Here is a 12,603-nt window from a genome sequence, read left to right on the forward strand (position 1 = left end):
GCGCCGCCGGATGGAGGCCTTGCCCGTGGCCTGCAAGGCCTGCTCGATCCAGGGCAGCTCAATGAGGCTGCTCAACCCATCCAGACACGCCGGCGTCTTGTCCAGCGTTTGCGATAGCTCTGCTTGAAATTCCATAAAAAAGGGACGTGATGAACACGTCCCTTTTTTACCCTACCTCGGCTGCCAAGTCCTTAACTGACTGGCATTACGCAGGCTGCGGGCTTTTTGAGATCAATTTAAAACCGCTTAGCGCAATGCAGGCAGGGCCTTGAAAGCCTTGATGGCACCCTCTCCCATGGCCGCACCAAACTTCTTCGCGAGGCGCTCTGCCACATTGTCGCGACGCGTATAGTCAATTATTTCTTCGGCCTTGACCACCTCTCGCGCGACGTAATCCAGGTTTCCCAACTGATCCGACAGGCCCAGCTCCACCGACTGCTGACCACTCCAGAACAGGCCGCTGAACATCCCGGGCGTTTCCTTCAGGCGATCGCCGCGTCCAGCTTTGACGACTGCAATGAACTGCTGGTGAATCTGGTTCAGCATGCCTTGCGCAAATGCGCGCTGCGTTTCTGTTTGCGGGCTGAAGGGATCCAGAAAACCCTTGTTCTCACCCGCCGTCAGCAGCCGGCGCTCCACGCCCAGCTTGTCCATCAGGCCGGTAAAGCCAAAGCCGTCCATCAGCACGCCAATGCTGCCGACGATGCTGGCTTTGTCGACAAAAATCTTGTCGGCCGACACGGCGATGTAGTAAGCGGCCGAAGCACAGGTTTCTTCAACCACGGCATAGACCGGCTTATTGTGCAAAGCCTTCAGGCGCAGTATTTCATCATTTATCATGCCGGCCTGCACGGGACTGCCGCCAGGTGAATTGATCAACAGCACAATCGCCTTGGCGCCCTTGTCTTCAAATGCAACCCGTAGTGCTGCGTTGACGAACTCGGCACTGGCGTCGGCACCGGCCGCGATTTCCCCCTTGATCTCCACCACGGCGGTGTGTGGCGCGGTCGCGGCGGTCACAGAGGCGCTGCGCTGCAAGGCCATCCATACCAGGAAAATGAAAAATGCCAGCCAGGACAGGCGCACAAAGGTTTTCCAGCGGCGCGTGGCTTTCTGCTCGTTGAGCGACGCAAATACCAGCTTTTCCAGCGTCGCCCGCTCCCAGCCAGGCGCACCGGAAGGGCCGGCTTCAGCCGATTTTCTGGAAAGGGAGGCGGGTTGGTTGGGCGGCCCTGGATCCTGCGGCGGATCAAAAGAAGGGTCGGTGTTGCCGGGGCGGTTTGAATCGTTCATGGTCATTAGTTTAGGGAGGTATTAAAACGGTACTTGCTTGAGGTTGTAAGCCGAATGCCAATACACGACACCGTCATTTTCTGAAAGCGTTATTTTGACCAGTCCGCCGTGGCACGGGCCACCGGCGCATTGGCCGGTATCGGGCTGGTAAGCCGCGCCATGGCTGGCGCACAGCAGCCACTGGCCGCTGTCGTCAAAAATCCGGTTGGGCTGCCAATCCAGCTCCATCGCCACGTGGGTGCAGCGGTTCAGGTAGGCATGCGGCAGACCGTTGTAACGAATGGCAAAGGCACGGCAGGTCTGACCGGCATAGTTGATATCAAACGGCACGGCCTGCCCGCCCTCCAGCAGATCGCGGCTGTTACAAAGAGGAAAAAGGGGAGACAAGGCATTCATGACGGGTTTGAAAGCTCGGTCTGCGGGCTTGCCTGTCCATCAAGCATGCGCAAGCAGCCAGTCATGCAGCGCCTGCACCGAGTGCGCAACATGGCGCGGCGCCAGGGCCACGAAGGCACTGGGCTCGTGCGCGCCATAGCTCACGCCAACGCTGGGGCAGGCCGCATTGAGCGCCATCTGCAGGTCGTGCGTGGTGTCACCCACCATCAAGACCCGTTCGGCCGGTATGTCGAACTGCGCCATCAACTCGTGCAGCATGCGCGGATTCGGCTTGCCGGCCGTCTCATCGGCGGTGCGGGAAGCGTCAAAAACCCCCTTGAGTTCAACGCTTTTCAGCGCCTCGTCCAACCCCACCCGGGATTTTCCGGTGGCCACCGCCAGCAGGTGGCCGCGCGCCTTGAGCCCATCGAGCAGCGGCAACACGCCCTCAAAAAGACTCAAGTCGTTGAAGTGGGTGGCGTAGTGGTGCCGGTAACGCATGCCGAGTTCCGGGTATTTCTCAGGGGGCACATCGGGTGCGGCGTGGGCCAAAGCCTGCATCAGGCCCAGACCAATCACGTAGCCCGCCGCCCGATCGGTCGGCACCGTGCCGCCCACGTCACGGACCGCCGCCTGGATGCAGCGCACAATGATCCGGGTGGAATCAAACAGCGTGCCGTCCCAGTCGAAGGCAATCAGGTCAAAGTTTCGAGTGTGCATGCACGGATTGTCGCTGCCTGGAATGAGCCCGACGTGACCCCGCCGTGCAATTCCTCAGGAATTTTCAGGCTCTGCCGAGGGCTGCGGGAACGCGTCTGTTGAGCGCGAGGGCAGAAACTGCTGCAACTCATCAGGCAATGGCGCTTGCAGCTGAACCGCTTTTCTGGTTTTGGGGTGATTGAATTTCAGGCTCCAGGCGTGCAGGAACATGCGTTTCAACGACGCGGAACCAGTACTGGATTTTTGCAGCGCCTTGTTCAGCTCGAAATCACCGTACTTGTCGTCCCCGGCGATCGGATGGCCCTCGCCGGCCAGATGCACCCGGATCTGGTGGGTACGGCCGGTCTTGATGGTGACTTCGAGCAACGTAAACGGCGTGGCCGGCGCCAGCGGGTTGGCGGCAATCGGGGTTTTCACCTTGACCAGCGTGACAGAGCGCATGGCGTCGGGATGCTCATTGGGCACTATCTTGACGCGGCGCTCACCGTTGGGAAGCAGGTATTTATGCAGCGCCTTGTCGATCACGCGCTGGTTGGCGGGCCAGTTCCCGCCGACCAGCGCCAGATAAACCTTGTCGGTTTCGCGCTCCCGGAATTGCTCCTGCAGCAGTTTCAGGGCCATGCGGCGCTTGGCGATCAGCAAAATGCCGCTGGTTTCGCGGTCCAGCCGGTGCACCAGCTCGAGAAAATCGGCCTCGGGCCTGGCCATGCGCAACTGCTCGATGATGCCAAAGCTCACGCCGCTGCCGCCATGCACGGCCACGCCGGCCGGCTTGTCGATGGCCAGCAGGAAGTCATCTTCGAAAAGAATCGGAAATTCGCGCGAGGGCGCGTAACCGCCGACGGTCGAGCTGGCGCCGTGGCGCGCCACCTCTTCAGCCATGGCTTGGGCTTTTTGCTCGGCCCGCTCCGAAGTCCGTACCGGCGGCAGGCGCACGATGTCGCCCGCCTCCACGCGGGTATCGGCATGCGCCCTGCCCTTGTTCACCCGCACCTCGCCGCTGCGGATAATGCGGTAAACATGCGTTTTGGGCACGCCCTTGAGCTGGCGAATCAGGAAATTGTCGAGCCGCTGGCCGGCGTAATCTTCACCCACCGTCACCAAGGTCGCCTGGGGCGCTTCCGGGGCAGGCATTTGAACGATTGGCGGACCTGGCGGCGCTTGCGGCTTGGGTGGAGCCGCTGCAGAAATCGGGCGGACAGGCGCTTTTACCGGGCGTTTTGCCTTGCCTGAAGCTGCCCCTATAATGTGTTTCACTAGCGATACGCTGTAAGTAGTTGATTTGTCTGGAGTTTAGTCCACACCGGTCCAAAGCCCCTGAAAAGGCCTGCAAACAGCCTCGCTGGAAGGTCGATGCCACTGGTGGCAATGGCCCACAAGCGACGAGTGCCAGGCACCTCGCGACACGGGAATTGCCATGCAGACGAGTCGACGTTTTGCGAATACAACTACGGAATATTATGTGTGCAGCCTCAAGTCAAGAACTAAGGGCTGCATGCGGATCCAGGTGAGAACAAGTCCTTTAACGGGTAACCCTCTGATGACAACACGGCTCAGTCTGATTTTTAGTTGCCTGCAACGCCTTCTGGCCTTGCTTTATGGCATAAATCAGCCTGCAGCCCTTGCACAGTGGGCGCAAGCAGCTACTTTTTTTGTAGCAAAAACCTGCCGGACCCCTGCTCACTCCATCCACGCGCCTACGCCCAGACCACTTGGCTGACTGATTTTTCAGTCGGCCAGCGTGCTGTCAAAAGCTCTCCGGCAATTCCCCACGTTCGCACTGCGTCCCTCCTGGCGTCGTTCACCCATTTTTGGGCTTTAGAACGAAGAATATTTAGGAACACCCATGAAACGCATGCTGGTAAACGCCACCCAGGCCGAAGAACGCCGCCTGGCGATTGTTGACGGACAAAAACTCCTCGACTACGAAATTGAAATTGAAGGACGCGAGCAGCGCAAGGGCAACATCTACAAGGCCGTCGTGACCCGCGTCGAGCCCTCGCTGGAAGCCTGCTTCGTCGACTACGGTGAAGACCGCCACGGTTTTCTGCCGTTCAAGGAAATCTCCAAACAGTACTTTGCGCAAGGCGTGCCGGTCAACCAGGCCCGCATCAGCGACGTGATCAAAGAGGGCCAGGAACTGCTGGTCCAGGTTGAAAAAGAAGAGCGCGGCAACAAGGGCGCGGCACTGACCACCTTTGTCTCGCTGGCGGGCCGCTTCGTGGTGCTGTTGCCCAACAATCCGCGCGGCGGTGGCGTGTCGCGCCGCATCGAGGGTGAAGACCGGGCCGACCTTAAAGAGGCGATGGACCAGCTCGAATACCCGGGCGGCATGAGCATCATTGCGCGCACCGCCGGCATTGGCCGCAGCGCGCCTGAACTGCAGTGGGACCTGAACTACCTGCTCAAGCTCTGGACCGCGATTGACGGCGCCGGCAAAGGCGGCAAGGGCGCTTTCCTGATTTACCAGGAATCGAGCCTGGTGATCCGCGCGATCCGCGACTACTTCAACAGCGACATCGGCGACATCCTGTTCGACACCGACGACGTCTACGAGCAAGCCCGCCAGTTCATGGCCCACGTGATGCCCGAGCACGAGCACCGCGTCAAGCGCTACCGTGACGACGCGCCGCTGTTCTCGCGCTTCCAGATCGAGCACCAGATCGAGTCGGCCTACGCCCGCACCGTGCAGTTGCCTTCCGGCGGCGCCATCGTGATTGACCACACCGAGGCGCTGGTGTCCATCGACGTCAACTCGGCCCGCGCCATCAAGGGCGGCGACATCGAGGAAACCGCGACCCGCACCAACCTGGAAGCCGCCGACGAAGTGGCGCGCCAGATGCGCCTGCGCGATTTGGGCGGCCTGATCGTCATCGACTTTATCGACATGGAAGAGTCGCGCAACCGCCGCGATGTTGAAACCCGGCTGCGTGACGCGCTGCGTCAGGACCGCGCCCGCGTGCAGTTCGGCACCATCAGCAAATTCGGCCTGATGGAAATGAGCCGCCAGCGCCTGCGTCCGGCGCTCAACGAAGGCGCGTCCATTCCCTGCCCGCGTTGCGGCGGTTCCGGCCACATCCGCGACACCGAAAGCTCGGCGCTGCAGATTCTGCGCATCATCCAGGAAGAGTCGCTAAAAGACAGCACGGCCTCGGTGCTGTGCCAGGTGCCGGTCGATGTCGCGTCTTTCCTGCTCAACGAAAAGCGCTCGGAAATCGCCAAGATCGAAATGAAGCAGCGCATCAACGTACTGCTGGTACCCAACAAGACGCTGGAAACGCCGAACTACCGCCTGGAGCGCCTGAAACACGACGACCCGCGCCTGGACAACATCGAAGCCAGCTACAAGATGGCTGAAGATATTGAAGACCCGACGACGGTAACCCGCCGCAGCCAGGAAAAGCACAACAAGCAGGAACCCATCATCAAGGGCGTGCTGCCTGATGCGCCCGCCCCTGTGGCGATTCCCAAGCCGCCAGCGGCGCAAGCCCCTGCGGCGCCCAAAGCGGCAGCGCGCCCTGCGCCAGTCGCCACGCCGGTGCCGGCACCTGCCCCCGCCGAACAGGGATTGTTTGGCTGGATCAAGCGCCTGTTCAGCGGCGAGGAAACGCCCGTTGCCGCACCTGCTCCAGTGGTAGTGAAAAAAGACGAGCCCGCCAGCGATGTACGCCGTGAGGGACGCCCTGATGGACGCGGTGAGCGCGCTGAACGTGGTGGCGAACGCGCGGAGCGTGGTGGCCGTGATGGCCGCCGCGGTGGACGTAGCCGCGGTGAAGGCCGCGGGGAAGGCCATGCCGAAGGTCGCACCGAACACCGAACCGAAGGCCGCACCGCCGAACGCCGTGAGCGCAATCCGGAAGGACGCGCCGAGGGAGGCCGCCAGGAACGTCCGGCCGGTGAAAACCGTGCTGACAACCGTACCGAGGGCCGCAGCGAGAACCTGAACGAAGGCCAGCCGCGCAACGAGAACCGCGAAGGCCGTGGCCGCCGCGAGCGCGGTGAACGCACCGAGCGCCCGGAGCGCGGCGAACGCATTCCGCGCGATGCCGTCGAGCAGGATCTCGCACTGGCCAACCAGGCCGCCATGGCTGCGGCCATGGGCGGCGAAGCGGCCGCACCGCGCCAGGAACGACCTGTCCAGGATGCCGGCCGTGACGGCGAGCGCCAGCAAGGTGGTCGCGCTGAAGGACGTGGCGAGGAACGTGGCGAAGGCCGCCGTGAACGTGGTGGCGAGCGCAGTGGCCGCCGCAACGAACGCCGTGGCGATCGCCCCGAGGGCATCACTGCAGCGCCTGTCGCTGTCGCCCAGGCCGACAGCTTTGACGCGGCCCACCCTGCCGTCGTGGCAGGTCCCGACGAGGCCGGCAACCCGGTTGTACCGGCATCGTCGACCGACCTTCCCGTTCGCGCAGAGGGACGGGAAGAAGGCCAGGACCGCCCGCCGCGCGAACCCCGCAGCCGTGACCGTTATGGCCGCGAGCGTCGTGAACGCGGTGAGCGCAATGAGCAAGCAGCTGAAGGCAGCGCCCTGCCGGTTCGTTCTGAATCTTTCGATTCTTCAGAGAAAAATCAGCTTCCAGCCCAGCAGGAACGGGAACCACTAGCTACCAAATCAGTAGCAGCCGTAACCGTACCACCGGCAGCGGCTTATGTGGCACCCGTGCCTGCAGCCGCGCCGGCGCCAGTGCAAGCCGCACCAGCACCTGCTGCGGTGCAAGCGGCGCCTGCTTCCAGCGCCCTGCCCAAAGTTCAGTCCTACGACTTGCCGTTGCAGGACCTGGCGCAGGTGGCGCAGGGTTCGGGTCTGCAGTGGATCAACTCCGATGCAGCCAAGATTGCCGAAGCAAAAGCGGCGATGGCTGCTGAAGTTCAGCCCGTGAAGGTTCAGCGTGAGCGTCCTGCGCTGGTAGTGTCGGAAGAAGCGCCCCTGGTACTGGTCGAGACCAAGCGTGATCTGGGAACCATGCCCCTGCCGTTTGAAAAGTCGGCCGATTAAGGTTTATTGACCCCCCGCGAAAAAGGCTCCATTCGGAGCCTTTTTCTTTGCCTGTTTTCAAGCTGGACACGGCATGAAATCCCGCTGTTCACCGTTCAGACCAGAGCGCGATGCGCCCGGGGATGCTGCGCTTGCATGGTGCGGGGTGGTGTTACATGCCAGCGCTGCCGCACCAGGCCGCATTGTCTGGCAACGCGGTAGCAAACGGCGCATCCAGCAGCCGTTTCCATTTCTGTTTCCAGGTTCAATGCTCAGCGCAGAGTTTGATCCAGCCGGCCATCAAGCACGGCGGCTACGCGAATGTCTTAGCTTTGCGCCGCCCGCTTGTAGGCCTGCGCGGCAGCTGCGTCATCCTCGCGCTGCTCGGCCAAAAGCGCCAGGGCCCGCCAGGCATTGCGCCGCAGCGCACCGTCCGGCAAGGCCGGCGTAGCCTGCGACAGCAGCTGCTGGGCTTTGCCCCAGAGCTGGCGGTTCAGGCAGGCCATGCCCGCCAGGTACTGGAGATTGGCATCACGCGGACGACCACGCTGCGCCATTTCGATGCGGGCCAGCCAGTCGGCATCAAGGGTATCCAGGCCGTCTTCCAGCACCGCTATCAGTTTGGTGTGCAGCTTGTCGCCAATGCTGGTGCCCGGCTGCATCATGCGGTCCCAGACCTCAAGCAGCCACGATCGGGCCAACTCGGCATTGCCGTGCAGCGCCATGAGGCGCGACGCCGCATGGATCACCAGCTCGGGCATGGCGCGCTCGCTGTCGTCAAGCGAGTACCAGGCTTGCTGCAGTTGCACCGGATCGTGCGCCTCGTTGAGCAGCTCCAGCGCCAGGCCGCGCACAATACTTTGCGCGGCGGTCGGCGAGAACGCGCGGTGCTTGGCCAGCAGCCGTGCAGTCTCCAGCGCCTGCGCGGTCTGCTGCGCCTGCCGGGCGGCGCGCAGCTTCATGCGCAGGGCCAGCGTGCGCCTGGCGGCGCCCTGCGGCAGCTGGCTCAGCCACTCGAGCGCGGCGCCAGCGTCGCGGTCCTCCAGCGCCCAGCGTGCCGCGCGAAACTGCACCGCCTCGCGCACGCCCTGCGCGGAGCGCTGGGCCGAAGCCTGTAGCGCCGACTGCAAATGCCGCTCGCGCAAGGCCTTGTTTTGAAGCGACTGCGCGCTTTCGGCCGCCAGCAGGTGCGCCAGTGAACGCAGCTGGCTGGCGCGGCTGTCGCTGTGCCCGGCCTCGTGGCCCGACGCATCCGCATGCAGTTCCAGGCTTTTTTCCTGCGCCAGCGCGTTTTGTGCCGACTTGCTGGCCCGGATGTAGCGCCCCGCCAGCAGGTGCGCCAGCGCATCCATGAGTGCGCCGTACATGGCGCGTTCTTTCTGCTGGGCGCGCCAGCGCCGGGCTTCGGCGGGCAGGGACACCACGGCCGACATGGCGCGCAAGGCCAGGTACAGCAGCATGAACAGGCCCGCCAGCAGCAGTATCAACAAATTGAAGGAGATATCCACCCGGTGCGGTGGCCAGAAAACGGTCACCACCGCCTGGTTGTTGCCGGCAAACAGGGCAACCGCCACGGCTACACCAAACAGGGCCAGAAACCAGAGAGCGGCGCGCATGACTTGCTTGTTGCCCTTCTGGCTGTTAACGGCCTGCAGCCGCAGTGGCCAGAGCCGTCATGGTGTCGTCCAGGCGCGGCAGCTCGCTGGTTTTCAGCTGGCTCTGCACCTGGGCAAGCAGTTGCAGGGCCACCTGGGTTTTGCGCGAAGCCGGGTCAAAGTATTTGCCCAGCCAGGCGTTGGCGCTGAGCAGATCGGCACGCGCGGAGTCAGTCTGGCGCGACAGCAGCCCCAGGCGCGCATTGAGCAGCCGGAGCTTGAGGTTTTCGCGCAGGAAAAATGACTGCTCCGGTGCCAGCAAAGCCGCTTCAGGCTGCTCGATGCGGCTCACGCGCAGCAGCTGGCGGGCTTCATCCCACAGGCTGCCCAGCATGCGCTGCGACCAGCCCTGGAGCGCCTGCGGGTCAAAGACATCGCGCCACGACGCGCTGGCTGCGGATGCTGGCGCCACAGGCGCGGATGCAGCCCGTGGGGTCGCCGCGCGAAGCGTGCCGCTGGCCACCATCGCGTTGGCCACCGGCAACTCATCGACCAGGCCGACCAGTTCGTCGAGTTTGAGCATCAGCACCGGCACATCGGTGACGCTGGCGGCCTTGATACGGTCCAGGTCCCGGGTAATGGCGCGCTGCAGGGGCCCCAGACGGGGCTGGGCGGCACGTGACAGGCGCTGGTCGGCCGATTTGAGCGCGGCCATCAAGGGCTCGGCACTGCCGGTGAGCTGTGCCTGCTGCTGGGCCAGCCGCAGTGCGGACTCCATGTCCACCACCAGGTTCTCATCCCGCGAGCGCGACAGGCTCTGCATCAGCTCTTCGAGCTGGGTGCGCTGCAGACTGACTTCGCTGATGCGGGTTTCCTGTATCGCCAGCCGCGCCGACAGTTCGAGCATGCCCTCCTGCGCCTGGCGGGCCAGGGTACGCGCCTCAATCGACTGTGCGCCGGAATCAATGCTGCGGCGAGCGAGTTCTTCCTGGACGTTGTTAAGCTTTTGCCACAGCAAGGCGCTGGACAACAGCGCGGCCACGGCCAGCGCCAAAAACAGCAGGGCCCACTTGGCGGGCACCAGCCAGCCAAGCAGCGGCACGGCGGACGCGTCGGTTTTGACCCGTCCGCGCTCCGCTCCGCGGTCGGGCACAGGCCCGTCATCGGATGCGGGCGGGGGAGGGAGGTCGGGGTAGCGGTCGCTCATGGATGGCTTGATTCTATCGAGGCAAGCGTGTCCCTGATGTCCTTCAGTGCCGGACGTGACGCCACAACAACACCCCAGCCCGCCGCCCGCGCGGCCTCGAGAATACGCGGATGGGTGGCCACGGCGCGGGCATGGCGCCAGTCCAGCCCCGCCATCTCCGGCATATGGGCCAGGTTGGCCACCGCCTCGGAACTACTGAAGAGCCAGACCGACCCATCGGTGCTGGCCGCCCTGGCGCGCTGAATCTGCGCGTCCGTCAACTGCGGCGCGCGACGCTGGTAAACGCCCACGAAATCAACCTGTGCCCCGGCTGCCACCCACTGCCGGGTGATCCAGTCACGGCCAGATGAGGGGGCACCGCTTTGTGCGCCTGAATTTTGTCCGCGCACCACCAGCACGCGCCGGCCCTGCCAGTCGCGCTGGCCGACCACATCCCACAGCGATTCCGAGTCAAACTGAAGCGCGTTGGCAGCCGGTGCATCAATCTGCCCGGCGGGGACGCCCGCAGCGATCAGCGCGGCCACCGTGCCCGGGCCGGGCGCCATGAAACGCAGACCGGGCGGAACAGTGCCCGGCACCTTGTTTGCTATATTTTCAATAGCTTCTTGCGCCCTTCCCTGTTGGGCCAAAGCCTTATTTTTCTTAAAAAAGTAGTCCACCGCATTGCCACTGACAAACAGGCAGGCAGCGTAGCGCTCCAGCGCCTGCACACTGGCGGTCGTCGAAGCGGGTGCAATTTCAATCAGAGGCAAGGCCTCGGCCGCAACACCGCTCTGCTGCAGCTGCTGCACCCAGCGCTGGGCATCGCGAGCAGGCCGTGTCACCAGCACACGGCGCGTGTTCAGGCCAGCGCCCGGCATCAGGCCGCGGGGACGTTGCCGGCCCAGACCGCACCACCGGCGCGCAACTGCGCCGCCACCGCCTCGCCCAAGGCCTCAGCCTCGTCAAAGCTGCGCACCACGGCGGTTTTTTGCACCTGCACCAGAGGCGTCGGCAGGGCAGCGCAGGAACCGGACGTCGCCTCGGCATCCACCGGGTCACCCCAGGCTGCCTTCAGCTGCAGGGCATGCCCGGGCCCGGCCGTCACAAAGGCAGCCAGCGGCATGGAGCAGCTGCCGCCCATGGCGCGCGACACCGTGCGCTCGGCCGTCACGGCCAGCCAGGTCGGCTGATGCGCCAATGTGGCCAGCGCCTGCAGCAGGTCGGCACGATCGGCCCGCACTTCAATCCCCAAAGCCCCCTGCCCGGCGGCCGGCAGCATGTCCGTGGTTGCAAAGGCGCTGCGAATGCGCGACGCCAGGCCCAGGCGCTTGAGCCCGGCGGCGGCCAGCACAATGGCGGCGTACTGGCCTTCGTCGAGCTTGCGCAAACGCGTGTCGAGGTTGCCGCGCAGGGGCTGGATGTTCAGGTCGGGCCGCAAGGCCTTGAGCAGCACCAGCCGGCGCAGGCTGGAGGTGCCCACCACGGCGCCCTGTGGCAAGTCGGCCAGCGAACCGAACTGGTTGGACACAAAGGCGTCGCGCGGGTCCTCGCGCTCCAGCACGCAGGCCAGCGCAAAGCCTTCGGGCAGGTCCATCGGCACGTCCTTGAGCGAATGCACCGCCAGATCGGCCCGGCCTTCGCTGAGGGCCACTTCAAGTTCCTTGATGAACAGGCCCTTGCCGCCGACCTTGCTCAGGGGACGGTCCAGGATCTGGTCGCCCAGGGTCGTCATGCCCAGCAACTCGACCTGCCAGCCCAGACGCGCCTCAAAAAGCGCCTTGACATGCTCGGCCTGCCACAGTGCCAGACGGCTTTCGCGCGTGGCGATCACAACTTTTTTCACAATGTTCCTGACGGTTTTAAACTCTGCGGACACTCGTAACCTGCTGGTAATCTTTAAGGGGAGTGAATGCTAGCATGCGAGCTTCAGACACATAAGGCAAAGATGGTCACTTCGGCACACACGAAAAAGGTCAAGGAAAACATTCCCGGGAGCGCTACATCGGTTGGCGACAAGGCGCCCGGGCGCGCCAGAGACAACGAACGCCCCCTGGTGGAGGACATCCGGCTGCTCGGCCGCATCCTCGGCGATGTGATCCGCGAGCAGGAAGGCGTCGCCGCCTACGAGCTGATCGAGCAGGTGCGCAAGCTGTCGGTGGCTTTTCGCCGCGACGCCGACCAGGCGGCCGACAAGGCGCTCAAAAAACTGCTCAAGGGCTTGAGCGGTGACCAGACCGTCAGCGTGATCCGTGCCTTCACCTACTTCAGCCATCTGGCCAACCTGGCCGAAGACCGCCACCACATTCGCCGCCGCACCGTCCATGAGCGCGCTGGCGACACCCAGGAAGGCAGCATCGAAGTGGCGCTGGCCCGCCTGCGCTGGGCCGGTATTGCGCCCAAAACCATCGCCAACACGCTGGCCCACAGCTTTGTCTCGCCGGTGCTGACCGCCCACC

The 12,603-nt window shown here is 63.8% G+C and carries 10 protein-coding genes; 2 read left to right on the top strand and 8 right to left on the bottom strand.

What is annotated here, in order from left to right:
• Positions 1-246: 246 nt before the first annotated feature.
• The 4 genes from Q8K05_RS13670 to Q8K05_RS13685 are packed head-to-tail and all read right to left on the bottom strand — an operon-like array spanning position 247 to position 3,522.
• Positions 247-1,293: a S49 family peptidase gene (locus Q8K05_RS13670; protein ID WP_305247170.1), complete on the bottom strand. Its 1,047-nt coding sequence runs from the start codon at positions 1,291-1,293 to the stop codon at positions 247-249.
• A gap of 21 nt (positions 1,294-1,314) precedes the next feature.
• Positions 1,315-1,689 carry a Rieske 2Fe-2S domain-containing protein gene (locus Q8K05_RS13675; protein ID WP_305247171.1) on the bottom strand — a complete coding sequence of 125 codons (375 nt, stop codon included), beginning with the start codon at positions 1,687-1,689 and terminating at the stop codon, positions 1,315-1,317.
• Positions 1,690-1,728: 39 nt separating this feature from the next.
• Positions 1,729-2,388, bottom strand: coding sequence for an HAD family hydrolase (locus Q8K05_RS13680; protein WP_305247172.1), 660 nt, complete (start codon positions 2,386-2,388; stop codon positions 1,729-1,731).
• A 54-nt stretch (positions 2,389-2,442) separates the two neighbouring features.
• Positions 2,443-3,522, bottom strand: a complete 1,080-nt coding sequence (locus Q8K05_RS13685; RefSeq protein WP_305247173.1) for an RluA family pseudouridine synthase — start codon at positions 3,520-3,522, stop codon at positions 2,443-2,445.
• Positions 3,523-4,234: 712 nt separating this feature from the next.
• On the opposite strand from Q8K05_RS13685, the gene Q8K05_RS13690 reads away from it, so the two are divergent.
• Complete coding sequence (locus Q8K05_RS13690) at positions 4,235-7,384, top strand: Rne/Rng family ribonuclease (protein WP_305247174.1); 3,150 nt, start codon at positions 4,235-4,237, stop codon at positions 7,382-7,384.
• Positions 7,385-7,689: 305 nt separating this feature from the next.
• Here the strand turns inward: Q8K05_RS13690 and Q8K05_RS13695 are convergent, their stop codons facing one another.
• Genes Q8K05_RS13695 through hemC form a run of 4 tightly spaced genes read right to left on the bottom strand, consistent with a single transcriptional unit; the run spans position 7,690 to position 11,990 of the window.
• Positions 7,690-8,979, bottom strand: coding sequence for a heme biosynthesis protein HemY (locus tag Q8K05_RS13695; RefSeq protein WP_305247176.1), 1,290 nt, complete (start codon positions 8,977-8,979; stop codon positions 7,690-7,692).
• Positions 8,980-9,004: 25 nt separating this feature from the next.
• Positions 9,005-10,165 (bottom strand): uroporphyrinogen-III C-methyltransferase, encoded by a 1,161-nt coding sequence (locus tag Q8K05_RS13700; protein WP_305247178.1) that lies wholly within the window; start codon positions 10,163-10,165, stop codon positions 9,005-9,007.
• Positions 10,162-11,025, bottom strand: coding sequence for a uroporphyrinogen-III synthase (locus tag Q8K05_RS13705; protein WP_305247179.1), 864 nt, complete (start codon positions 11,023-11,025; stop codon positions 10,162-10,164). Before Q8K05_RS13705 ends, Q8K05_RS13700 begins: the two co-directional genes overlap by 4 nt.
• The gene (hemC, locus tag Q8K05_RS13710; RefSeq protein WP_370868859.1) at positions 11,025-11,990 is read right to left on the bottom strand and encodes a hydroxymethylbilane synthase; all 966 of its coding nucleotides are present in this window, start codon (positions 11,988-11,990) and stop codon (positions 11,025-11,027) included. Before hemC ends, Q8K05_RS13705 begins: the two co-directional genes overlap by 1 nt.
• Before the next feature lie 102 nt (positions 11,991-12,092).
• Here hemC and Q8K05_RS13715 point away from each other — a divergent pair.
• Positions 12,093-12,603 (top strand): phosphoenolpyruvate carboxylase (locus Q8K05_RS13715; protein ID WP_305247180.1); only part of this gene is annotated, 511 nt, incomplete at its 3' end.

This window comes from Polaromonas sp. (assembly GCF_030682935.1).
Lineage (GTDB): Bacteria > Pseudomonadota > Gammaproteobacteria > Burkholderiales > Burkholderiaceae_C > Polaromonas.